Annotated in this window: 24 protein-coding genes, 1 tRNA gene and 1 other RNA gene; 14 read left to right on the top strand and 12 right to left on the bottom strand. The window is 69.1% G+C overall.

Translation table 11 applies throughout. The annotated features are described in order from the left end of the window. Positions 1-14: 14 nt before the first annotated feature. The 5 genes from ESP51_RS12635 to ESP51_RS12615 all read left to right on the top strand — a co-directional run bounded on the left by ESP51_RS12635 (position 15) and on the right by ESP51_RS12615 (position 2,614). Entirely contained in the window at positions 15-467 is a 453-nt protein-coding gene (locus tag ESP51_RS12635; protein WP_129521254.1) for a hypothetical protein, read from the top strand. After that, on the top strand, positions 464-916 hold the full coding sequence (locus ESP51_RS12630; RefSeq protein ID WP_129521253.1) for a pilus assembly protein TadG-related protein: 453 nt from the start codon (positions 464-466) through the stop codon (positions 914-916). Before ESP51_RS12635 ends, ESP51_RS12630 begins: the two co-directional genes overlap by 4 nt. A 28-nt stretch (positions 917-944) precedes the next feature. Beyond that, on the top strand, positions 945-1,355 hold the full coding sequence (locus ESP51_RS12625; protein ID WP_129521252.1) for a PPOX class F420-dependent oxidoreductase: 411 nt from the start codon (positions 945-947) through the stop codon (positions 1,353-1,355). A gap of 4 nt (positions 1,356-1,359) precedes the next feature. Then, entirely contained in the window at positions 1,360-1,644 is a 285-nt protein-coding gene (locus tag ESP51_RS12620) for a hypothetical protein (RefSeq protein WP_129521251.1), read from the top strand. Between the two features lie 67 nt (positions 1,645-1,711). After that, positions 1,712-2,614, top strand: coding sequence for a hypothetical protein (locus ESP51_RS12615; protein ID WP_129521250.1), 903 nt, complete (start codon positions 1,712-1,714; stop codon positions 2,612-2,614). Positions 2,615-2,628: 14 nt separating this feature from the next. On the opposite strand, the gene ESP51_RS12610 is transcribed toward ESP51_RS12615, so the two are convergent. Next, positions 2,629-3,291 (bottom strand): peroxiredoxin-like family protein, encoded by a 663-nt coding sequence (locus ESP51_RS12610; protein ID WP_129521249.1) that lies wholly within the window; start codon positions 3,289-3,291, stop codon positions 2,629-2,631. A 71-nt stretch (positions 3,292-3,362) separates the two neighbouring features. Continuing rightward, positions 3,363-4,649 carry an MFS transporter gene (locus tag ESP51_RS12605; protein ID WP_129521248.1) on the bottom strand — a complete coding sequence of 429 codons (1,287 nt, stop codon included), beginning with the start codon at positions 4,647-4,649 and terminating at the stop codon, positions 3,363-3,365. 73 nt (positions 4,650-4,722) lie between these two features. On the opposite strand from ESP51_RS12605, the gene prfB reads away from it, so the two are divergent. From prfB to ESP51_RS12575, 6 genes are all read left to right on the top strand, one after another. Beyond that, positions 4,723-5,829, top strand: a complete 1,107-nt coding sequence (gene prfB, locus ESP51_RS12600) for a peptide chain release factor 2 (RefSeq protein WP_129521247.1) — start codon at positions 4,723-4,725, stop codon at positions 5,827-5,829. Between the two features lie 25 nt (positions 5,830-5,854). After that, positions 5,855-6,586 (top strand): gamma-glutamyl-gamma-aminobutyrate hydrolase family protein, encoded by a 732-nt coding sequence (locus tag ESP51_RS12595; protein WP_129521246.1) that lies wholly within the window; start codon positions 5,855-5,857, stop codon positions 6,584-6,586. A gap of 99 nt (positions 6,587-6,685) precedes the next feature. Continuing rightward, positions 6,686-7,729: a cell division ATP-binding protein FtsE gene (ftsE, locus tag ESP51_RS12590; RefSeq protein WP_129521245.1), complete on the top strand. Its 1,044-nt coding sequence runs from the start codon at positions 6,686-6,688 to the stop codon at positions 7,727-7,729. Next, a complete protein-coding gene (gene ftsX, locus ESP51_RS12585; protein ID WP_129521244.1) occupies positions 7,726-8,637 on the top strand; it encodes a permease-like cell division protein FtsX in 912 nt (303 codons plus the stop codon). The genes ftsE and ftsX overlap by 4 nt, the downstream gene beginning before the upstream one ends. A gap of 102 nt (positions 8,638-8,739) precedes the next feature. After that, positions 8,740-9,216 carry an SsrA-binding protein SmpB gene (gene smpB, locus ESP51_RS12580; protein ID WP_129521243.1) on the top strand — a complete coding sequence of 159 codons (477 nt, stop codon included), beginning with the start codon at positions 8,740-8,742 and terminating at the stop codon, positions 9,214-9,216. 98 nt (positions 9,217-9,314) lie between these two features. Continuing rightward, positions 9,315-10,055 (top strand): tyrosine-protein phosphatase, encoded by a 741-nt coding sequence (locus tag ESP51_RS12575; protein WP_129521242.1) that lies wholly within the window; start codon positions 9,315-9,317, stop codon positions 10,053-10,055. A 26-nt stretch (positions 10,056-10,081) separates the two neighbouring features. On the opposite strand, the gene ESP51_RS12570 is transcribed toward ESP51_RS12575, so the two are convergent. From ESP51_RS12570 to ESP51_RS12560, 3 genes are all read right to left on the bottom strand, one after another. Next, on the bottom strand, positions 10,082-10,756 hold the full coding sequence (locus ESP51_RS12570; protein ID WP_129521241.1) for an SIMPL domain-containing protein: 675 nt from the start codon (positions 10,754-10,756) through the stop codon (positions 10,082-10,084). A gap of 121 nt (positions 10,757-10,877) precedes the next feature. Continuing rightward, positions 10,878-12,167: a glycosyltransferase gene (locus ESP51_RS12565; RefSeq protein ID WP_129521240.1), complete on the bottom strand. Its 1,290-nt coding sequence runs from the start codon at positions 12,165-12,167 to the stop codon at positions 10,878-10,880. A 33-nt stretch (positions 12,168-12,200) separates the two neighbouring features. After that, a complete protein-coding gene (locus ESP51_RS12560) occupies positions 12,201-14,396 on the bottom strand; it encodes a glycoside hydrolase domain-containing protein (RefSeq protein ID WP_129521239.1) in 2,196 nt (731 codons plus the stop codon). Positions 14,397-14,674: 278 nt separating this feature from the next. Between ESP51_RS12560 and ssrA the strand changes: the two genes are divergently transcribed. After that, positions 14,675-15,044: a transfer-messenger RNA gene (gene ssrA, locus ESP51_RS12555) on the top strand. A gap of 79 nt (positions 15,045-15,123) precedes the next feature. On the opposite strand, the gene ESP51_RS12550 is transcribed toward ssrA, so the two are convergent. The 3 genes from ESP51_RS12550 to ESP51_RS12540 all read right to left on the bottom strand — a co-directional run bounded on the left by ESP51_RS12550 (position 15,124) and on the right by ESP51_RS12540 (position 17,603). Continuing rightward, a complete protein-coding gene (locus ESP51_RS12550; RefSeq protein ID WP_129521238.1) occupies positions 15,124-15,648 on the bottom strand; it encodes a septum formation family protein in 525 nt (174 codons plus the stop codon). 173 nt (positions 15,649-15,821) lie between these two features. Further along, the gene (locus ESP51_RS12545; protein WP_129521237.1) at positions 15,822-16,745 is read right to left on the bottom strand and encodes an LLM class F420-dependent oxidoreductase; all 924 of its coding nucleotides are present in this window, start codon (positions 16,743-16,745) and stop codon (positions 15,822-15,824) included. Between the two features lie 12 nt (positions 16,746-16,757). Then, complete coding sequence (locus ESP51_RS12540; protein WP_129521236.1) at positions 16,758-17,603, bottom strand: inositol monophosphatase family protein; 846 nt, start codon at positions 17,601-17,603, stop codon at positions 16,758-16,760. 136 nt (positions 17,604-17,739) lie between these two features. On the opposite strand from ESP51_RS12540, the gene ESP51_RS12535 reads away from it, so the two are divergent. Together ESP51_RS12535 and ESP51_RS12530 are read left to right on the top strand one after the other, a co-directional pair. Next, positions 17,740-17,812, top strand: a tRNA-Lys gene (locus tag ESP51_RS12535). Between the two features lie 62 nt (positions 17,813-17,874). Next, a complete protein-coding gene (locus ESP51_RS12530) occupies positions 17,875-18,141 on the top strand; it encodes a hypothetical protein (protein ID WP_129521235.1) in 267 nt (88 codons plus the stop codon). A gap of 8 nt (positions 18,142-18,149) precedes the next feature. Here the strand turns inward: ESP51_RS12530 and ESP51_RS12525 are convergent, their stop codons facing one another. The 4 genes from ESP51_RS12525 to ESP51_RS12510 form a co-directional block, all read right to left on the bottom strand. Next, positions 18,150-19,088 (bottom strand): 5'-3' exonuclease, encoded by a 939-nt coding sequence (locus ESP51_RS12525; RefSeq protein WP_241843147.1) that lies wholly within the window; start codon positions 19,086-19,088, stop codon positions 18,150-18,152. A 34-nt stretch (positions 19,089-19,122) separates the two neighbouring features. Beyond that, positions 19,123-19,716, bottom strand: a complete 594-nt coding sequence (locus ESP51_RS12520; protein WP_129521234.1) for an energy-coupling factor transporter transmembrane component T family protein — start codon at positions 19,714-19,716, stop codon at positions 19,123-19,125. Next, positions 19,713-20,393: an energy-coupling factor ABC transporter ATP-binding protein gene (locus tag ESP51_RS12515; protein WP_129521233.1), complete on the bottom strand. Its 681-nt coding sequence runs from the start codon at positions 20,391-20,393 to the stop codon at positions 19,713-19,715. Before ESP51_RS12515 ends, ESP51_RS12520 begins: the two co-directional genes overlap by 4 nt. Beyond that, positions 20,390-21,305 (bottom strand): thiolase family protein (locus ESP51_RS12510; protein ID WP_164990505.1); only part of this gene is annotated, 916 nt, incomplete at its 5' end. The genes ESP51_RS12515 and ESP51_RS12510, both read right to left, overlap by 4 nt.

Genomic DNA, 21,305 nt, shown 5'->3' with positions numbered 1-21,305 from the left:
GGTGGTCGCGATTCTTGGCCGCTCGGCTCGCCGTCGCAGCTTCCGAGCGCGGCTCGGCGTCGCTCGAGTTCCTCACCGTCGGCATCATCCTGCTCGTTCCGCTCGTATATCTCGTGCTCGCCGTGGCGGCGATCCAGGGCGGCGCGCTCGCCGTCGAGGGTGCCGCCCGCCAGGCCGCGCGCATCGCGGTGCAGGCGAGTGCTGAAGGGGCAGCGGATGCCGCGGTGGATCGCGCCGTGCGGGTGACGCTCGCCGACTACGGGGTCGACGCAGATGCGGCATCCGTCACCATCGAATGCAGCGCAGCCGACTGCCTCGAACCCGGAAGCCGCATTCGAGTCTCGGTCGTAGCCCGCGTCAGCCTGCCGCTCGTACCCGACTTCCTCGCGCTCGAGGCCGTGGGCAGTGTGCCGCTCGAGGCGAGCGCAACCCAGACTGTCTCGCGATTCGCTCGGAGCGGCTCATGATCCGGCGCCTCCTCGCGGCACTCGATCGTGACGACGAGCGGGGATCCACGCTGCTCCTCACGATCTTCTACTGCTTCCTCGGGATCTCGCTCGTGCTCGTCGTGGTCTCGGCGACGTCGCTGTACCTCGAACGCAAGCGGCTCTTCACGCTCGCCGACGGCGCGGCGCTCGCGGGAGCCGAGGCCTGGAGCCTCGACACCGTGCGCATCGACGACGACCGCCTGTCGCTCGAACTCGACTCTGCCGGGGTCAGCGACGCGGTCGTCGAATACCTGGGCGACGCCACGCACAGCCTCGAGGATGTTTCCGTCGTTCGGGCGGCGTCCGACGATGGCCAGAGCGCGACCGTCACGCTGCGAGCGGTCTGGTACGCGCCGGTCCACACTGAGCTCGTGCCGGTGGCGGTGCCGATCGAGGTGACGGCGACCGCCCGCTCGGTGTTCCACTGAGCGCCCTGGAATGCGGTTGACTGGAGCGATGACGATTCAGACCACCATCGAGATCTCCGACCACTTCACTCGCATCCTCTCTGCACCGGTCTTCGGTCACCTCGCCACAGTGCGGCCCGACGGCAGCGTGCAGGTGAACCCCATGTGGTTCGAGTTCGACGGCGATGCTGGCGTCATCCGCTTCACCCACACGACGAAGCGCGCGAAGTTCCGCCACCTGCAAGCGAACCCGCTCATGACGCTCGAGGCGATCGATCCGGCGAATCCCTTCAAGTATGTCGAGGTGCGCGGGCGTCTCACCGAGGTGATCGCCGACCCCGAGGGGTCGTTCTACGTGCACCTCGGAAAGCGCTACGGCAACCCCGAGCAGGAGGCGCCCGCCGACAAGGACGACCGTGTCATCCTCGTGATGAGTGTCGAGAAGGTCAACGGTCGCTGAGCTCATGACCGAAGGCGCGCCGAAGCGGGGCAACGGCTCAGGCGTTCCCCGCTACTCGTGGAAGGCCGTCACCGCGCTCGTGCTCGCCGTCGGTGCGCTGTTGATGCCGGCGATCGTGGCGCTCGTGCTCGCCGCCGCAGGCCTCGTGCTCGGGCTCATCGCACGTCGCGAGCTCAAACGCGAGCCGTCGCTGACCGGGGGAGCGCTCGCGCTCGCGGCGGTGATCGTGGCCGCGTTCGTGCTCGTCTTCGACGTCATCCTCCTCACCCTGCCTGCTCCTGCGGGCTGAACGCGGATCACGGATACCACAGAAACTCCTCCTCGCGGCATCCGTGTGAAGCGGGAAGATGGGTGGCATGGCGACCGACGCGCTCAACGAAGACGCCGACCACCTCTACGGGCTCGCGCCCGAGGAGTTCACCGCCGCGCGCAACGCCCGCGTGCGCGAGGTGAAGCCCGATGATCGAGAGCTCGCCGCGCGCATCCAGGAGCTGCGCAAGCCGTCGCCCGCGGCGTTCCTCGTCAATCAGCTCGTGCGGCGCAAGAGCGACGAGATCGACGACCTGCTCGACCTCGGCGTCGAGCTTCGCGAGGCCCAGGGCAAGGGCGACGGGCGGCAGCTGAACCGGCTCGCGCGTGAGCGGCGTGGGCTCATCGGCGAGCTCCTCGACACGGCATCCGCGATCGCCGAGGAGTTCGACCGCGACGCCTCGCGCGCCGTGCTCGACGAGGTGGAGCAGACTCTCGCCGCGGGCACGGTCGACGAGCCGGCGGGCGATGCGCTGCGCAGCGGCCGACTCATGCGCGGGCTGCAAGCGGTCGGGTTCGACCCCGTCGACCTCGACGGTGCGGTGGCGGGTGAGCCGATGGCGGCGTCAGCCCGGCCGAAGCGCGAGCGTCGTGGTGCCGAGGCGGCCACGAAGGCCGACGAGCGTGCCGCGACGGAGGAATCCGAGCGCGAAGCCCGTGAGCATGCCAAGGCGCGGGCGGAGTTCAAGGTGCGTGAGGCCCGAGCTCGCGCCGAGGAGGCCGACAAGGAACTGCGAGCCGCCACGGAACAGGCGGACGCGGCCGAGGGTCGACTCGAGGAACTTCGAGACGAGCGCGAGGAGCTCAGCGCACGCCTCGACGAGGTGCGTCGCGAGATCACCGAGGCCGAACGTCGCGCGCGAACCACCGAGCGCGATCGAGGCCGAGCCGAAAAGGCTGCGGAGCAGGCGCACGAGGAGCTCGACGACGCCACGGCGAAGCGCGGCTGAACTGCGACGCGGCGCTACCCGCCCGGGTTGTGCGCGAGGTGGGCCGCGGCGGTGAGCACTCGCGGGTCGGGGTAGTCCTCGCAGTACTGGTACGAGTAACCCAACCGCACGATGCCGGCCTGGTCGATCACGAATTCCGCCGCCGCCCGCCAGGGGTCGTCGACGGGTGGCCGGCCCTGCGCGCGCCGAGCCGTGAGGAAGCTCTGGCCGGTTTCGCGTGAGTGTGCGAGGTACTCCGCGGGCGCGTCGAACAGCGCCTGCTCGGGTTGGTAGTGGCCGACGCCGTACGCCCGATACACGTCGGCGGTCGGGTCGACGAGCAGCGGCACCGTGATGCCGTGCTTCGATCCGTAAACGGACGCGCGCTCGGGCTCGCCTTGACCGACGATCACGACCTGCAGGCCGGCGGCATGGTACTCGTCGAGCTCCTCGACGAGCCGATGAGCCCGATCCATGCCGCAGCTGCAGCCGAAGTGACGCCAGAACATCACGAGCGCGGGGCCCGCAGCCCAGAACTCCGAAAGCCGTCGCAGCGCGCCGCTCGTGTCAGCGAGTTCGGCGTCGGGAGCCGTATCGCCACGGACGAGCACACGACTCGGCGGTTCGGTCGGGCCTGATTCGAAGGCAGCCAGCCAACGCGCCTCTGCCGCTCTCACGAGTTCATCGACATCCGTCATCCGGCGCGCCTCCCGGCTGCTGGTGAATCATCCTCACCTGAGCCGAGCATATGCCTCACCTCTCGGGGTCGCTACCGGTGCGGTTCGTCGGGCCGGTGCGGTCGCCGCGGCACGTACCGCGGGATGTACCGCCACATGACCGCCGCACCGACGAGCCCCAGCACGCCCATCGTGGCGCTCGCCGCCATGATCGACACGAGCGACGTCACGCCCGCGACGATGAGCGGTGCCGCCGCCCCGCCGGCGTCGCCGATCGTGCGGAAGGCACCGAGGAACGGCGCCGGATTCATCTTCGGCGCGAGGTCGGCACCGAGCGTGAGGATGACCCCGCTCGAGAGCCCGTTCGCCACGCCGAGCACCACCGCGACCGCGGCGAACCACACCTCATTGCCGGGAAGGTCATGGGTGAACGCGAGCACGAGGTGGCCGGTGCCGAGGCCGATGAGCCCGGGCACCGCACTCCAGAGCCGCCCGAAACGGTCCATGATCTGGCCGCTCACATAGAACAGTGCGAAGTCGATCGCCGCCGAGACGCCGATCACGAGTGCGGCTGTCTCTGGCGGCATCCCGATCGACACCGCCCAGAGCGGAACGATGACGGTGCGGCTCGCTCGGATCGCGGCGAGCAGCCCGACACCGCTGCCGATGCGGGCGAGCACCCCGCGGTGCGTGACGATCGCACGGAAGACGCCGTGCGACGCGGCATCCGCTTCGGCCTCGCCTTCGGTGAGCGGTTCACCAGAGACGGATGCCGCGCGCGCGAGTCGAGCCGCGCCGAAGACCCGCTCGGGGTCGGGGAGCACGAGCAGCACAACGACGACCGCGAACGAGCTCGCGACGAGCACCCAGAACACGATCTCTGCGGAGCCGGTCCATGCGATGAGGGCAGCGGCGACGAACGGGCCCGCCGCGTGGCCGCCGCGGAACACTCCGGCGAGCGTCGAGAGCGCCCGCGCCCGGGTGTGCGCCGGCACGTAGCTCGTGAGGAAGGCGTGCCGGGCGAGGCCGAACACCGCCGTCGCGAGGCCGAGCAGGAAGACGCCGATGCCGAGCGCGAACGTCGTGGGTGCGGCGAGCGCGATGAGCACGGCGATGACCGCGAGCAGTGCGCCGCCCATCATCGCGTTTCGCTCGCCGATGCGCGCCACGAGCCACCCCGCCGGTAGATCGCCGACGAGCTCGCCGACCATGAGCATCGCGGCGATGAGGCCTGCGAGTGCGAGCGAGGCTCCGCGGTCGGTGGCGACCACGGGGATTACGGGGATCATCGCCCCCTCGCCGAGCGAGAACAGCAGGGTCGGCAGGTAGGCCGGGAGGATGATCGCACGCCAGGAGTACGGAGGCGTGGTGTCGGTCATCCCTTCGATGCTATTGCTTGGGGTGGATGTCCCGGACGCAGGGCTACGCGGTCACGGCTAGGCTGGGATTGACATGTTGGATCTTGACCTCACGCAGGAGATCGCCGCGCTGCGCTCCACCTTCCGCGACATCCGCTCCGTCGTCGACGTCGACGCGCTTCAGTCGGAGATCGAACGGCTCTCGGCGCTCGCCGGTGCGCCCGATCTCTGGGACGACACCGAGAACGCCCAGAAGGTGACGAGCGCGCTCAGCCACCGCCAGTCCGAGCTCGCGCGCGTGAAGAGCATCGAGTCGCGCCTCGACGACCTCGAAGTGCTCATCGAGCTCGCGAACGAGGCCGAAGACGAAGAGAGTGCCCTCGAGTCGCGCGCCGAGCTCGAGTCGCTGCAGAAGACGATCGGCCAGCTCGAGGTGCAGACCCTGCTCGACGGCGAGTGGGACGATCGCCCCGCGGTGATCACGATCCGCGCCGGAGCCGGCGGTGTCGACGCCGCCGACTTCGCCGAGATGCTCATGCGCATGTACTTGCGCTGGGCCGAGAAGCACAACTACTCCGCCAAGGTCATGGACACGAGCTACGCCGAAGAGGCGGGCATCAAGTCGGCCACCTTCGAGATCGATGCCCCCTACGCGTTCGGCACTCTTTCCGTCGAGGCGGGCACGCACCGCCTCGTGCGCATGAGCCCGTTCGGTCAGGCCGGCAAGCGCCAGACGAGCTTCGCCGCGGTCGAAGTCATCCCGCTCATGGAGGAGACCGAGGCGATCGAGATCCCTGAGAACGACATCCGCGTCGATGTGTTCCGCTCGAGCGGTCCCGGCGGCCAGTCGGTGAACACGACCGACTCCGCGGTGCGCCTCACCCACCTCCCCACCGGCACGGTCGTCTCGATGCAGAACGAGAAGTCGCAGATCCAGAACCGCGCCGCCGCCATGCGCGTGCTGCAGTCGCGGCTGCTGCTGCTCCAGAAGGAGCAGGAGGCTGCGCAGAAGAAGGAGTTCGCGGGCACCATCACCGCGAGCTGGGGCGACCAGATGCGTTCGTACGTGCTCGCGCCCTACCAGATGGTGAAAGACCTTCGCACCGAACACGAGGTGAACAACCCGTCCGCCGTCTTCGACGGCGACCTCGACGGGTTCATCGCCGCCGGCATCAAGTGGCGCAAGCAGAAGCAGGACTGAGAGCACGCAACCTCCGGGGGTGCGCATGACCGTTCCCATCATCGGCCTCGTCGCCGACCGAAAGCCCGTGACAACGGGCGCGTGGGTCGACATCCCGAATGACGGCCTGCCGCACCGGTACGTCGCAGCTCTCGAGCAGGCGGGCGGCGCACCGCTGCTCATCCCGAGCATCGACGTGCACCTCGCCGAACCCGAGCGCGTTCTCGACCGCATCGACGGCCTGTTCCTGCCCGGCGGTCGCGACCTCGATGCCGACATCTACGGCCACGAGGCGCATCCGTCGAACGATCCGCCGCTGCGGGTGCGCGATGAGCTCGAAATCGCCCTCACGCGCCTGGCACACGCTCGGGGCATGCCCGTGTTCGGTGCCTGCCGCGGCCTCCAGGTGCTCAACGTGGCGATGGGCGGCACGCTCGAGCAGCACCTCGGCGACCGGGTCGATCTCACGATTCACCGCGATGTCATCGGCACATACACCGGGCATCAAGTGTCGATCGAGCCGGGTTCGTTGCTGAGCACCCTCACGCACGAGCTGTCGTTCGAGATCGCCTCACACCACCACCAGGGCGTCGGCGAGCTCGGCGAGGGCCTCGTCGTCTCCGCGACCGCTCCCGACGGCGTCATCGAGGCGATCGAATCCTCCGACGGCTCCTTCTGCGTCGGCGTGCAGTGGCACCCCGAGGAGCGCCTCGATCCCGAGGGTCTCTGGCTCATCGGAGCGTTCGTCGCCGCAGCCCGCAAGCGGGCGACCGAGTGATCGGCGTCGAACCCGAGCGCCCACCGGGCAACCGCGGTTCGCTGTGAGTTGGGCGAGTCGTGGTGCCGACAGCGGGCGCGCTGCTTAAGCTCGACTGCGATGATCCGTTTCGACGCTGTGACCAAGACCTACCCGGGCCAGGCGAGGCCCGCGCTGAACGACCTCGGGGTGGAGATCCTCCGTAGCGAGTTCGTGTTCCTCGTCGGCGCATCCGGCTCCGGCAAGTCGACGTTCCTGCGGCTCATCCTCAAAGAGGACAAGCCCACGCGCGGCTCCATCCACGTGCTCGGCCAAGACCTCGGTTCGATCTCGAGTCGCAAGGTGCCCTACTTCCGGCGCGACCTCGGCGTCGTGTTCCAGGACTTCCGCCTGCTCCCGAACAAGTCGGTCTTCGAGAATGTCGCGTTCACCCTGCGGGTCATCGGCAAGTCGCGCGGCTTCATCCAGTCGGCCGTGCCCGAGACGCTGAAGCTCGTCGGCCTCGACGGCAAGGGCAAGCGGATGCCGCACGAGCTCTCGGGTGGCGAGCAGCAGCGTGTCGCGATCGCCCGCGCCATCGTCAACAAGCCGCAGATCCTCCTCGCCGACGAGCCCACCGGAAACCTCGACCCGGTCACGAGCGCCGGCATCATGACGCTGCTCGAGCGCATCAACGCGGGCGGCACGACCGTCGTCATGGCCACGCACGAGGCGGGCATCGTCGACCAGATGCAGCGCCGCGTCATCGAACTCGTCGCCGGCGACATCGTGCGCGACGAGCGCAGCTCGGGCTACGGCGCGTCGCTGCCAGAGTCGGGCGACGAGGCCAAGGTGCCCACCGACGAGCCGATCACGTCGGCCGCGCCCAAGGTGCCCATCGAGGTCATGCGCGAGGCGCAGCCGCTCTACGTCGAACCCGAAGTGCACGATGACGTGACGGATGCCGCGGCCGCCATCACTGCCGCCGCCACCGCGTCGGTGCCCATCACGCCGGCAGCCGACGACGACGCGGCGCCTTCGTCGGGCAAGCGACCGGCGAGGCCCGGCTCGAAGCCCGATGCCACCGCTCACGAACACCTGACGCTCGCGGAGCGGCTCGGCCTTCGGGCCCCGGGTGGCCCGCGCGAAGGCGACGACGACCAGGAAGTGGGGCCGACCAAATGAGGATCGGTCTCGTGCTCTCGGAGGCGGCCAACGGCCTCCGCCGCAACGCCTCGATGGTGGTCTCAGTCGTGCTCGTCACGTTCATCTCGCTCACCTTCGTGGGCACCGCCGCGTTGCTGCAACTGCAGATCGGCCAGATGAAGAACTACTGGTACGACCGCGCGCAAGTGGCGGTGTATCTCTGCACGGCCGTGTCGACCACGGCGGGCTGCACCGACGGTGAGGCCACCGACGAGCAGCAGGCGGCGATCCAGCAGCAGCTCGAGTCCGAGACGCTCGCCCCGTTCATCGACGAGTTCTACTTCGAAGACCACGAGCAGGCCTACGAGAACTTCCAGGAGCAGTTCGCCGGCACGCCCGCGGCCGACTACGTGACGCCCGAGGTGCTCAACGAGACGTTCTGGGTGAACCTCGTCGAGCCCTCGCAATCCGCTGTGCTCGTCGAGAGCCTCGCCGGCATGGCCGGTGTCGAGCAGGTGGTCGACCAACGCAGCTACCTCGACCAGATCTTCGACGTGCTGAACGCGGCGAGCTACACGGCGATCGCGATCGCGTCGATCATGCTCGTCGCGGCCGCGCTGCTGATCGCCACCACGATTCGGCTCTCGGCATTCTCGCGACGGCGCGAGCTCGGCATCATGCGGCTCGTCGGGGCATCCAACCGCTTCATCCAGACACCGTTCATTCTCGAGGGCGTATTCGCAGGGCTCATCGGTTCGCTGTTGGCGGGCGGAGCGGTCGTCGCGGTCGTGGAGTTCTTCGTGCAGGGCTACCTGGCCGACAACCTCTCGTTCACGTTCGTCGACATCACCGACGCGCTCATCGTCGTGCCGCTGCTCATCCTCGTGGGGGTGCTGCTCGCGGCGGTCTCGGCGGGCATCGCGATCACCCGCTACCTCAAGGTCTGACCACGGCGAGCGGATGCCGCGGCATCCGTTAGACTGAACGGCTGCCTCGGCGATCGCCGGCGGCATCCGTCAGCACACGCAATTCGAGTGAGGGAGCACACCGTGCCCAGGGAACGCGGTCAGCAGGTCGTGGCGACCAACCGCAAGGCGCGCCACGATTACACGATCGAGGACACCTACGAAGCGGGCATCGTGCTCACCGGCACCGAGGTGAAGTCGTTGCGCGAGGGCCGTGCGTCGCTCGTCGACGGGTATGCGTTCATCGACGGCGGCGAGATGTGGCTCGACGCGGTGCACATCCCGCAGTACACCGAGGGCACGTGGAACAACCACGCACCGAGGCGCAAGCGCAAGCTCCTGCTGCACAAGCACGAGATCGTGAAGATCAGCCACCGCACGGCCCAGGGCGGCTACACGCTCGTGCCGCTCTCGATCTACTTCAGCGACGGCAGGGCCAAGGTCGAGATCGCGATCGCGAAGGGCAAGCGCGAGTACGACAAGCGCCAGGCGCTGCGCGAGCGGCAGGACAAGCGCGAGGCCGATCGTGCCATCTCGAGCCGCCGCAACCTCGGCGACTGATCGGCCGGGCTCGGCGACGGATGCCGCGAGCGCACGTCGCTCGCCGGCGCCCGCATTCGCCCGGCACCGTGTCGTGGCTGCGAGGTAGGCTCATCGCGATGGAGATCTCCACCCGTATCCCGGTTCCCGGCACGTTCAACTTCCGCGACGTCGGTGGGTTGCCGGCGGTCACGGGAACGGTGCGCGAGGGCGTGCTCTTCCGCTCCGACGGGCTGCACCGCCTCGGCGAGGCCGGCCGTGCCGTGCTCCGCGAGCTCGGGGTGGGCATCGTCATCGACTTGCGCGACGAGAACGAGGCAGAGTACATGCCCGACGACCTCAAGGGTCTCGAGGTCGAGGTGCTGCGGCTGCCGGTCTTCGAGGGCTCGGGCGCCTCGCAGGGCGCCGGCGGGATCTCGCTCGAGGCGCTCTATCACCGCATTGTGACCCAGCACACCTCGGTCGTCGTGAGCGCCTTACGTGAGATCGCGAGCGCGGGGGAGCGGGCGGTGGTGGTGCACTGCACCGCGGGCAAGGATCGCACCGGCATCGTCGTCGCGCTCGCACTGATGGCGGTCGGCGTCGACCGCGAGTCCGTCATCGCCGACTATGTCGTCACCGAGTCGAACCTGGCCGGCGAGTGGCTCGAAGAGATGGTGACCATGGTCGGCCGGTTCGGCGTCCCCGACAGCCCAGAACTTCGCACGCTCATGGGCGGCAGCCCGCGCGAGGCGATCGAAGGGGTGCTCGACACGATCGAGCGCGAGCACGGTTCAACGCGCGAGTACCTGCTCGCCTCGGGGCTCCATCTCTCTGAGCTCGCGGCGCTCGAGTCGCTGCTCATCGACGACGGGCGCTGAGCCGCGGCAGCGTCGGCGACGGGTCGTCAGGCGGGTTGGGCAGCGAAGCGAGCGTCGACCGAGGCGGCGATCACGAGCTTCGCGGGCGTGAACTGCGCCGGTGATGCGCCACCCCCTGCATCTGCCGCACCCCGCATCGCGAATATGCGTTCGGCGCCGACGCCAGGCGGGAGTTGTTGCGTGGTGAGCAGTCCGGTGTCGGCGAGCTCGACCGGCGTGGGCGAGCCGAGGCCGAGCGCGGCGGCGTAGACGGAGGCCTTCGCGACGGCATCGGCGACCGCGGCACGCTGCGCCTCTTGCTCGATGCTGCGGCGCGTGGCATCCGTGAGCTTCCACTCGATGCCACCGAGCGTGACCGAACTGCGGAGCGAGACCTCGCTCACCCACTCGCCGAGTCGCTCGAGGTCGCTGAACACCACCTCGAGGTCGGCGCTCGCCGCGTGCACGACGGGCAGTTGCTTGCCCTCGGCATTCCACGGCCGGTGTGACCACACCCGAAGCTGGCCCGCCGACCAGGTGTCGAGCGCTCCGGATTCCTCGAGCTCCAGCACGTCGCCGATGAGACGCTCATGCGCCTCGGTCGTACGAGCGAGGGTGTGCTCGCGTTCGGCACCTGACGCACCGACCGAGAGCGAGACGGCCCCGAGCTCGGGATCGATACGCTCTTCGGCGTTGCCCCTGACGGCGATCGTGGTCGGCATGATGGCCCCTCTCAACGCGTGCGCCGGGCGCCTCGATGCACCCGCGGCCGCGCCGGAGCGCGGTCGCCCTCAGCATACGGGGGAGCGCCGAACCACACCGGCGAACGACCCGCCCAGCGCGTCAGGCCAGCGTGCGGACCGGAAGCAGCCCCGCCTCGTCGAAGAGTCGCTCGAAGACCGCGCCGCGATCGAACTGCAGCGCGAAGGCACGGGCCCGGGCCGCACGGGCGAGCCGCTCGTCGGGGTCGAGCGCGAGCGACTCGTCGATCGCGGCGGCGATGGCGTCGGGGTCGTCGACGGGCACGATGATCGCGTGCTCGCCGACCGCCTCGAGGATGCCGCCGGTCTCGGTCGTGATGACCGGGCCACCGCCCGCGAGCATCTTCTCGGCGAGCGCGATGCCGAAGGTCTCGACGAACTCGGGGCGAGGCTTGCTCGGCAGCACGTAGGTGGCGCATCCGGCCATGAGGTAGGGCTTCTCGGCGTCGTCGACGTCGTCGAGGAAGATGATGCGGTCGGCGAGCGGGGAAGCCGCGGCGAGCTCGCGGAGCGCGTCAGACTCGGGGCCGCGCCCCGCGATCACGAGCTGCAGGCGTTCGTTCGACGGCGTGCGCTCGAAGCCGGCGATGAGGTCGTCGACGCCCTTCGCCTTCGTGAGGCGCGAGAGGAAGAGCACATAGCCGTCGCGCTCGAGCCCTCGCGCAGCGAGCACGCCGTCGATGAGGGCCGGATCGAGGTCGAGGTACTGCGAGGTGTCGATCGCGGGGTAGGAGATCCGGATGCGATCGCGGCACTGGTCGGCGAAGCGAGTGCCGTGGAAGGCGTCGATCTCGGCCGCCGAGGCGATGATGAGCTCGCGAGTGTACTCCGAGACCGCGACGCAGTGGTCTTGTGCGAGGTAGCTCGAGAGGATGTGCGCAGCCGCGCCGAAGTGCCCCTCGTCGACGCACGAGCGAACGACGTTCGTGACATCCGATCCCACTGCTTCAGCGATCGTCGTGACGTTCACGGGCAGGCCGGTGCTCCAGGCCGCGCGTACTGCGTCGGTGACGGCGACCGTGTGGGGGCTGAGGTAGAGCGAGAGGCACACGGTGGGCACCCCATCGGTGAAGAGTTCGACGAGTCGGCCCGTGATGCCGGCGAGATAGCGCCCGTCGGGCACCTTGTAGTCGCCGACCGGTTCGGGGCGCTCGACGATGATGCCCTGGCTGTAGGGCAGCATCCGGTCGAGCGGCTTCAGCGGCAGGCCCGTGGCCTGGAGCCGTTCGATGGGCCACGTGACGATGCGCACCTCGTCGAAGCCGCGTTGGAGGGCGGCCTCGGCGAGGTTGCGTCCCTCGACCGAATGTCCGCAGATCACGGGATCGGCGCGGTTCACGATGACGAGTCGGTTGCGGGGTTTGGTGCTCATGGCGGCTCCTTCGCGGTCAGATACGTTCAGAGGTCAGTCGGACGAGGCCGAGGGGGGACGGTCACGTACCCCCCAGCTGCCGGGCTCGGGCCCGAGATCCACGCGTAATCGGCCGCCGCGGTGCAATTCGTCACCGCGAAGCCAGCTGCGCTCGAGCGGATCGCCGTTGAGCGACACCGATTGTACATATTGGGCAGGCCCATCGGGCCGTGGTTCCACAAACCCCGTCGTCTCGATCGAGAGGGTGTCGTCGCCGAGCCGGATCTCGGCTTCGGCGAACGACGGGGCGTTCAGGAGGAACAGGTTCTGGCCGGCCACCGGGAAGAGTCCGAGCGACGCCCAGACGTACCACGAGCTGAGCCCGCCCGAGTCGTCGTTGCCCGGCAACCCGCCGCGGCCCGTGCCGAACTGCTGCTGCACCGCGGCGTGCACGACGTCGGCGGTGCGGTCGGGGCGGCCGGCGTACTGGTAGGCCCACGGGGCCTCCATGTCGGGCTCGTTGTTGAGGCCCTCGAACCGGCCGAGCGCGTAGCCGTTCGCGAGCTCCTCGAGTCCGGGTCGCACGCCCGGCTGCTGCACCGGCACGGCGCCGAACCCGAAGAAGGTGTCGAGCATGCTCACGAAGGCGTCGTCGCCACCCGCGAGGCCGATGCGGTTCCGCATGTCGTGCAGGAGCCGGAACGAGTAGTTGTAGCGGCTGCCCTCGTAGAACGTCGAGTCGAGCAGGAGCCCCGTGCTGTCGTCGAACGCGTTCACCCACCCTGCGGAGAGCGTCGTGAACTCGTCGGCGAGGGCACGATCGCCCACGCGGGCAGCCACCTTGGCGGTGCACCAGTAGCCGAAGGCGATGTCGAGGGTATGGCTGATCGGATGCGCGACGCCGCGCAGCAGGAAGTCCTCGCCGTAGGTGCGGCGCAGGTCGGAGTGCATGTGCACGAGGGCCCAGTCCCAGTCGATGCCGGGCAGGCCGAGCTGGCAGAGGTCGGCGAGGAAGGTCTGCGCGAGTGCGCTGCCCTGCCGCGAGAAGCGATCGCTGCCACGCGCCATCCGGTACCCGATCGGGAAGTTGCCCTCCTCCTCGCAGATGGTGAGGAGCGCCGTGCCGAGCTCAACCGCACGCTCGGGCAGGAGAGCGGTGATGAGCGGCAGCTGGGTGCGGTAGATGTCCCACATCGTGCTCAGGTCGAACACGAACGGCCCCTCGGTCGGCCAGAACGGGCTCTCCTCGGGTGCCAGGCACGGCTTGATGAGCGAGTGATACAGGGCGGTCGAGAACACCGTCTCCCGCTCGGCCGACGGTGTGTCGATGGTGATCGACTTCAAGTGCCGTCGCCAGGTCTTCTTCGTGCGGTCGCGACGCTGCGGGAAGCGCGCCGGCCCGACGCCGCAGTCGCGCCGGAGGTTCTCGCGCGCCTGCTCGACGCCCCGGAGCGAGAACCCGATGCGCACTTCGACGCTCTGGCCGGGCTCGCTCGGGCCCGCCCACATCAGTCCGAACGGCCGCAGGGTGGTGGGTCGGATGTGGTCGAAGTCGAGGCGGGTGCCGCCCGGCATGAGCCGCCGGTCGTACCAGAGCATCTGCCGCCATTGCGGGGCGTCGCACTCGATGTAGACCGCGAGCGGGGTGCCTTCGACGACGATCTCGCCCTGCGCGACGCCGGGTGCCACGGATTCGAGCTTCGCCCGCAAGGGGATGGTCTCTCCATGCGGGATCGCGAGGCCGCCGAGCGAGAAGTCGATGACGATGCGCGCACTGCGATGACGGGGGAACGTGTAGCGGTGCACGGCGCTCTTCGGGCCCACGGTGAGCTCTGCGCGGATGCCGGAGTCGAGCGTCGCGGCGTAGTACCCGGGCTCCGCGACCTCGTCGACGATCTCCCAGTTGCGCCCCAGCTCATCGAGCGGCTCGATCATCGGGCTCACCCGGAAGTAGTTGTAGTACTTGCGGATCGCGCCGGTTCCGGACTGCTGGAAGTGCGTGAATCCGGATGCCACGGCCGAATCGTGGATCGTCGTCGGAACGCCCTCGGTGCTGAGGTCGTAGCGGCCGTAGCCCGTCGGGTAGGCGCCCGAGTACGCGCACGCCGACACCATGCCCAGCGGATACGTCGCCCCCGGGTGCGTGTTGCCGACCTGCGGCTTGGGCCACCACCATGACGCTGCGACGCCCGTCGGAGGCGGCAGGTCGGTGACCTCGGTGCCGATGAAGGGATCGACCCGCCCGATCATGCGGCCCCGTGACGACGCCGCGCGCCGGCTTCGTGCCTGCATCGCGTCGCGAGCGGCGTCATCGTCTCGGGAGTTCCCATGCGGGGACGCTACGGGCACGAGGTCGGTCTTAGGTTACGAGCACGTGAACGGTTGCCGAGCACTCGAGGGAATGACAGGGGCACTGCACCTGTTGTAGTCTGTAAGGCCGTGCAGCCGTAGGGTTTGCGCGGGTTGGAAACTCCACAGTGTGCGACAACGGCTCGCCGAATCTGATCTCGATCAGCACGGCGCGACATGGGGATGATCGGTTTCGACATCGCCTGCGAACCCACGAGAAGCGGGCCGAGGATTCAGGGTTATCTCGTTAACGATCTCTGAAAAAATATAACTGCCAATAAGACGCAGTCTGACTTCGCGCTCGCTGCTTAAGCGAGTCCGATAGTCCGTCAGCCCGGGTTTGTTTCCGCCCCGGTTGCTGGCGTCATCTAGGGAACTTGCTGCGCGTCGTCGCCTGAGCGACGTGTGGGACTCTCTTCAGGCTGGGCCTGTCGACTTAGGTGCCTGTGGCAAAGGTCGGGGCCGAGTAGAACGCCTGCACAGGATGCGCCCGGAGAAGGCGTGGAATCACAGCGATGGACGGGGGTTCAATTCCCCCCATCTCCACCATCGGCCGTTGTCGCACACTGAGGATCGAAGGCCCGGAACCATGCGGAAATCGCAGAGTTCCGGGCCTTCGCCATGCAACTCAGTAGGCCGCGCCCGCGAGCGTGCCCGTGACCTGGCCGGCCGGGTCGAAGATGACGCATGAGACGATGCGGTCGGACATCTGGGTCCAGCTCTCCTCCGAGGGGCGGTAGGCGTAGAAGTCGAGCGTCGACGAGTCGTAGGCGAGGCCGACGAAGCGGTCGAACTCGACGAGGCAGGTGTTGTCGGCCTCGGTCTGGATGGCGTCGTCGCCGGGGAATTCGTCGCCCGTGAGGGTGAAGTCGAAGTACACCTCTTCGTCGTGGGGCTGGTCGCACGGCACGACCGGCACCTCGGAGACGAGCTCTTCGGAGACTTCGTTCATGCAATCGCCGACCCGGAGGGTGAACACGTCGGCCTGCCCCTCCTCGACGATCTCCTGGGTGGTCTCGTCGCGCTCGGCCTGGGGCGCCGAGCCCTCGAGCAGGTTGCCGACGATGCTGCAGCCGCTGAGCGGCACAGCGATGGCGACCGCGGTGATGGCGGTGAGGACGCGCACGAGGGTGCGGCGCTGGGCAGTGGACACGGAGGTCGCCTCTCGATTCAAGGGGGGTGCTCGCCAGTGCAGACGTGATCAGACGTGGCCTGGGGGCAGGCCGGACGGCCGCCTCGAGCGTGGATTCGTTGTCACCTTATCGGGCGGCCTGCGGCGGGCGCCACCACCGGCATGTACCGCAAAGTGGGGGACAGCGCTGAGGCTCAGTTGAGGTGCGGGAGCACTTCTGCCGCGATGAGTTCGAGGTGATCGAGGTCGGTCATGTCGACGAGCTGCAGGTAGACGCGATCGGCGCCGAGCCCTTTGAGGCGGAGCAGCTTCTCGATCGCAGCCTCGGGCGTGCCCGCCACGTTGACGTCGGCGAACGTGTCGGGGTCGGCGTCGATCGCCGCGAGCCGGCGGTGGTAGTCGGCCTCGTTCGTCGCAACGATCGTGGGCAACGCGACCGTCGTTCGCAGTGTCTCGGGGTCGCGGTCGATCGCTTCGCACGCACGACGCACGCCGTCGAAGGTCTCGGCGATGCGGCCTTCGCCGCGGAACCCGATATTGAACTCGCTCGCGTAGCGCGCGGCGATGGCGGGCGTGCGGCGGGGTCCGTTGCCGCCCACGATGATGGGCACGCGCGGCTGCACGGGCTTCGGCAGGGCCGGCGAGCCCTCGAGCGTGTAGTGCTCGCCCGAGAAGTCGAATCGGCTGCCGACGGGCGTCGACCAGAGTCCGGTGACGACGTCGAGCTGCTCCTCGAGCAAGCCGAATCGCTTCTCGGGGAACGGGATGCCATAGGCGGCGTGCTCCTCGGCGAACCAGCCCGTGCCGAGGCCGAGCTCGACACGACCGCCCGACATCGCGTCGACCTGGGCGACCTGGATCGCGAGGATGCTCGGGTGCCGGAAGGTCGCCGAGGAGACGAGGGTGCCGAGCCGGATGCGGCGGGTCTCGCGGGCGAGGCCGGCGAGCGTGGTCCAGGCATCCGTGGGGCCTGGCATCCCGTCGCTCTCGTCCATCGCGAGGTAGTGGTCGGAACGGAACCAGCCGTCGAATCCGTGTCGCTCGGTCGCGCTCGCTTGCGCGAGCTGGTCGTCGTAGCTCGCGCCCTGTTGCGGCTCGGTGAAGATGCAGATCTCCAAGAGGGTCTCCTGTCAGTTCTCGTGGGTCGTGAGGGCGGTGAGCACGGCATCGTGCAGCAGGCCGTTGGTGGCGAGCGAGCTGCCATGCCAGGGGCCCGGCTCGCCGGTCACCGACGTGAAGCGGCCCCCCGCCTCCTCGACGATGGGGATGAGGGCGGCCAGGTCGTAGGGCTTCACGTCGAACTCGCTGACGACGTCGATGAGCCCCTCGGCGAGCAGGGCGTAGGCCCAGAGGTCGCCGTAGGCGCGGTCGCGCCACACCTGCTCCGATAGGGCGAGCAGCCGGTCGAGGTAGCCGGCGTCACGCCACTGCGCGAGGCTCTGGAAGCTCAGTGAGGCATCGGCGAGCTGCTCGACGCCCGACACGCGCAGACGGCGGGCATCGGGGAATGCTCCGGATGCCGCATCCGTCGCCGACTCGCTCGCGCCGAGTTCGGCGGCCGACGAGCTCGTCCATGCCCCCATGCCGGTGGCCGCCCACCAGCGCCGCTTCATGGCCGGCGACGACGCCACCCCGACGACCGGCACACCGTCGATCGCGAGGGCGATGAGCGTGCCCCACACGGGCACCCCGCGCAGGAAGTTCGAGGTGCCGTCGATCGGGTCGATGATCCACTGGCGGTTCGACTCGCCCTCGATGCCGAACTCCTCGCCGAAGGTGCCGTCTTCGGGACGGGCCGCGGCGATGCGATCGAGAATGGCCCGTTCGACCGCCAGATCGGCCTCGGTGACGGGCGTGCGGTCGGGTTTCGTCTGCACATCGAGATCGATGGAGCGGAATCTGGCGAGCGAGACCGCATCGGCGAGGTCGGCGAGTTCGAGGGCGAGGGTGAGGTCGTCGGCGAGGCTGTCGGTCACCGATTCAGGCTATCGGGCCGCGTCGTTGCCGGCCGCCTCGATTCAAGCCGCCGTGGCGCTCCCTCGATTGGCGTTCTCCCCACTTCTCCTGATAACGTGGTCCGTCGGTTCGGGTTGTCAAAACCTCTCGAATCATGCACCTCTAGCTCAATCGGCAGAGCAACTGACTCTTAATCAGTGGGTTCTGGGTTCAAGTCCCAGGGGGTGCACGGAACTGCCTCGAACCTCTCGCCGGGTTCGGGGCTTTTTCATTTCCTCCGCGACTGGAAACATGTTCGGTGAACCCCGAACAGGGCGTGAGATCGTGCTGATATTGGCCGGGCTGCTCCTAACGCTCTTCGGCGTGCTGCTCATCCTGTTCCCCGGGCGCGCGAACGAATTCGACACCTTCCTTCGCAAGCGCCTCTCGCTGACCGGCGCGTTCGTTCGAGTGCGATACCCCGACTCGTTGTATCGAACGGTGGGCATCTTCGCGTGCATATTCGGGCTCGTCTTCACCACCGTCGCGATCATCGCCACCGTGCGCGGGTTTTTGTAGTCGCCCGCTCAGCCGGTCGTGACCTCGTTGCCGAGCGCGCGCAGTGCCCGCTGCGCCGAGCCCCCGAGGTTCCACTCGCTCGCGAGGCGTTCGACCTCGGCGACGGCCTCGGCATCGAGTGGCCGGATGCGCCCGTCGATCTCGCCGAGGTCGAGATCGCGCACGACCTCGACCACGGTCGGGGCGACCTTCAGGTAGGAGGCGGCCGCAGTCATGCGTGCCCGGATGGTCGCCGAGAGCGGCGCTGCGGGGTCGTCTGCGGCGGCGATGAGCGCGTCGAGGTCGAGGAATTGCTGCAGCAGGCTCGCGGCCGTCTTCTCGCCGATGCCGACGACGCCGGGCAGCCCGTCGGAGGTGTCGCCGCGCAGCACGGAGAAGTCGACGTATTGGGAGGGGAGCACCCCGTACTTGCCGACGACCGTGACGTCGGTCACGACCTCGAGCTTGCTCATGCCGCGCGCCGTGTAGATGACGCGCACGCCCCTCGCGTCGTCGACGAGCTGGAACAGGTCGCGGTCGCCCGTGACGACGTCGACCGGCATCGTCGCCTGGGTCGCCAAGGTGCCGATGACGTCGTCGGCCTCGTGGTGGGTAGCGCCCACGATCGGGATGTCGAGCGCGTCGAGGACCTGCCGGATCATCGGGATCTGCGCCTCGAGCGGGTCGGGCGTCACCTCGACGTCGGGGCCGAGCGGCACGACCTCGGCGACGCGGTGCGCCTTGTAGCTCGGGATCAGCTCGACGCGCCAGTGCGGGCGCCAGTCGTCGTCCCAGCAGGCCACGAGATGCGTGGGCTCGTACTCGGCCACGAGGCGCGCGATGATGTCGAGCAGCCCGCGCACGGCGTTGACGGGGGTGCCATCGGGGGCCTTGATCGTATCGGGCACGCCATAGAACGCGCGGAAGTAGAGCGAAGCGGTGTCGAGGAGCATCAGTCGTTCGGCCACACCGCGATCATGTCACGACTGTGCCGACCGGCCCTCAATCATCGAGGCCGCGGGCCACGAGCGCCTCGCCGAGCGCCTCGGCCGATTGCAGCGAGCGCACGATCACGGGCACCGCGAGCGCCGTGAGCGACCCGGTCGCTCCTCGCGCTCGCCGCGCCTCGATCACCTCGCGCACGATCTCTGCGGTCAGCGGCACGCAGCGGATCGTGAGGGCGAGGAGCAGTCCCACGCGGTCGCCGTCGACCCAGCGCCGGAACGGCCGGAGGAGCTGTTGGCACGCGTCGAGCACGCTGGAGACGGTGGTCGTGAGGGTGAAGAGTGCAGCGAGGGCGACGGATGCCGCGACACGACCGCCCATCATGAGCGCCGCCGTCCACCCGGCGAACAGGGCCTGCACGGGCACGGCGATCGCGAGCAGCCACAGGATCGGCACGACGTGCCGCCAGACCATGCGCGGCGGGATGCGAGCGGCGAGGAAGAGCACGCAGACGCCGCCCACGGCTGCGGCGAGCTGCCACGGCTCCTGGAGCACGGTGATCACGGCGATCGTGACGGCGAGCAGTCCGAGCTTGGCGAGTGCGGGCGCACGATGCACGAGGGTGCTGCCGGGAACGTAGAGGCCGATCATGCGATGAGGCTCCGATAGGCGCCGAGCGCGGCATCCGGAGTGTCGTCGGCGACGATGCGGCCGTCATCGATGACGATGACCCGGTCGAAGCCGTCGAGGAGCTCGAGCTGGTGCGTGACCACGATGACCTGCTGCTCGAGCGAGCTCAGCATCTCGCCGATGAGGCGCGCGTTGCGGGCGTCGAGCAGGGTCGTCGGTTCGTCGGCGACGACGACGGAGGGTTCGGCGACGAGCACCGACGCGAGCGCCAGTAGCTGCTTCTGCCCTCCCGAGAGGCGGTGCGCGGGGTGCTCGGCGTGGGCGGCGAGCCCGAAGCGCTCGAGCGTCGAGCGCACCCGCTCCGCGACATCCGGCTTCGACAGCCTGCTCTTGCGCAGGGTGAACGCGACGTCTTCCGACACCGTCGGCATGACGATCTGGTTGTCGGGGTTCGTGAACACGAAGCCGACGCGTCGGCGGACCTCGCGTCCCTGCCGCGCGACGTCGAGGCCGTCGACGGTGACCGTGCCGCGGTCGGGAGTGACGAGCCCGTTGATCATGCGGGCGAGCGTCGACTTGCCCGAGCCGTTGGCGCCGACGATGCCGATGCGGCCCTCGCCGAGCACGAGGTCGACGCCACGCAACACCGGCCGCTCGCCGTAGGAGTGCTCGACCCCGCTGAATTCGATCACGCTCATGCCACTCGCTCCACGATCATCGCCACGCCCTGCCCGCCACCGATCGAACATGCTGCCAGGCCGAGCCGCGAGTCGTCTGAGGCGTGCATGCGTGCGGCGAGCCGCACCAGGAGGATCGCGCCCGACGCGCCCCAGGGATGCCCGAGCGCGATCGCGCCGCCGTCGCCCGAGATCGTTCCCTCGTCGAGGCCGACGGCATCGCTCACCGCAAGCAGTTGCGCGGCGAAGGCCTCGGTGATCTCGACGAAGCCGAGGTCGGCGACGGATGCCCCGCACCGCTCGAGCGCTCGAAGGATCGCCGGTGCCGCCCCGATCCCGGGCAGCGCGGGGTCGGACCCGGTGGTCGCGGCCGCGATCACACGCAGGCCCGGGAGCCCAAGACGTGCACGCACGGCCTCGGTCGTGACGGCCATCGCGGCGGCGCCGTCGGAGATGCCGCACGAGTTGCCCGCGGTGACCGTGCCGTCGGGGCGGAATGCCGGATGGAACCGCGAGAGCGTGCGCTCGTCGAGGCGATCGCGGGGGCGGTCGTCTGCGGCGATCCGGTCGAGGGTGACGATCTCAGCGTCGAAGGCGCCGGATGCCTGCGCGGCCGCGGCGAGGCGGTGCGAACGGGCGGCCCAGGCATCCTGGCGCTCGCGCGTCACGCCCGATCGGGCGGCGAGGTCGTCGGCGGCGGGTCCCATCTCGGGATCGGGAGTGCCGATGGGGGCGAAGGGGGCTCGCTCGTAGCGTCGGGTCGGCACTCCGTCGCCGGCCGCGGGCGGCCAGTAACGCCACGGCGCCGTCGAGGCCGACTCCGCGCCGCCGGCGAGCACGAGCTCCGCGTCGCCGCCGCGGACACGGGAGGCGGCCTGCATCACCGCGTCGAGGCCCGAGCCGCACTGGCGGTCGACCGTCACGCCCGGAACG

It is taken from the genome of Agromyces albus (assembly GCF_004134825.1).
GTDB classification, from domain to species: domain Bacteria; phylum Actinomycetota; class Actinomycetes; order Actinomycetales; family Microbacteriaceae; genus Agromyces; species Agromyces albus.
The sequence above is the reverse complement of the archived record's forward strand: the minus strand, read 5'-3'. Positions and strand labels throughout refer to the sequence as shown.

Excerpts from the sequence above, each read along its gene's own strand:
- ESP51_RS12630 (WP_129521253.1), top strand. The coding sequence starts at position 464 with ATGATCCGGCGCCTCCTCGCGGCACTCGATCGTGACGACGAGCGGGGA.
- ESP51_RS12610 (WP_129521249.1), bottom strand. The coding sequence starts at position 3,291 with ATGACGGATGTCGATGAACTCGTGAGAGCGGCAGAGGCGCGTTGGCTG.
- ESP51_RS12570 (WP_129521241.1), bottom strand. The coding sequence starts at position 10,756 with ATGCCGACCACGATCGCCGTCAGGGGCAACGCCGAAGAGCGTATCGAT.
- ftsX (WP_129521244.1), top strand. The coding sequence starts at position 7,726 with ATGAGGATCGGTCTCGTGCTCTCGGAGGCGGCCAACGGCCTCCGCCGC.
- ESP51_RS12575 (WP_129521242.1), top strand. The coding sequence starts at position 9,315 with ATGGAGATCTCCACCCGTATCCCGGTTCCCGGCACGTTCAACTTCCGC.
- ESP51_RS12520 (WP_129521234.1), bottom strand. The coding sequence starts at position 19,716 with ATGATCGGCCTCTACGTTCCCGGCAGCACCCTCGTGCATCGTGCGCCC.
- ESP51_RS12620 (WP_129521251.1), top strand. The coding sequence starts at position 1,360 with ATGACCGAAGGCGCGCCGAAGCGGGGCAACGGCTCAGGCGTTCCCCGC.
- ESP51_RS12625 (WP_129521252.1), top strand. The coding sequence starts at position 945 with ATGACGATTCAGACCACCATCGAGATCTCCGACCACTTCACTCGCATC.
- ESP51_RS12595 (WP_129521246.1), top strand. The coding sequence starts at position 5,855 with ATGACCGTTCCCATCATCGGCCTCGTCGCCGACCGAAAGCCCGTGACA.
- prfB (WP_129521247.1), top strand. The coding sequence starts at position 4,723 with ATGTTGGATCTTGACCTCACGCAGGAGATCGCCGCGCTGCGCTCCACC.
- ESP51_RS12615 (WP_129521250.1), top strand. The coding sequence starts at position 1,712 with ATGGCGACCGACGCGCTCAACGAAGACGCCGACCACCTCTACGGGCTC.
- ESP51_RS12530 (WP_129521235.1), top strand. The coding sequence starts at position 17,875 with ATGTTCGGTGAACCCCGAACAGGGCGTGAGATCGTGCTGATATTGGCC.
- ESP51_RS12565 (WP_129521240.1), bottom strand. The coding sequence starts at position 12,167 with ATGAGCACCAAACCCCGCAACCGACTCGTCATCGTGAACCGCGCCGAT.
- ftsE (WP_129521245.1), top strand. The coding sequence starts at position 6,686 with ATGATCCGTTTCGACGCTGTGACCAAGACCTACCCGGGCCAGGCGAGG.
- ESP51_RS12560 (WP_129521239.1), bottom strand. The coding sequence starts at position 14,396 with ATGATCGGGCGGGTCGATCCCTTCATCGGCACCGAGGTCACCGACCTG.
- ESP51_RS12605 (WP_129521248.1), bottom strand. The coding sequence starts at position 4,649 with ATGACCGACACCACGCCTCCGTACTCCTGGCGTGCGATCATCCTCCCG.
- ESP51_RS12515 (WP_129521233.1), bottom strand. The coding sequence starts at position 20,393 with ATGAGCGTGATCGAATTCAGCGGGGTCGAGCACTCCTACGGCGAGCGG.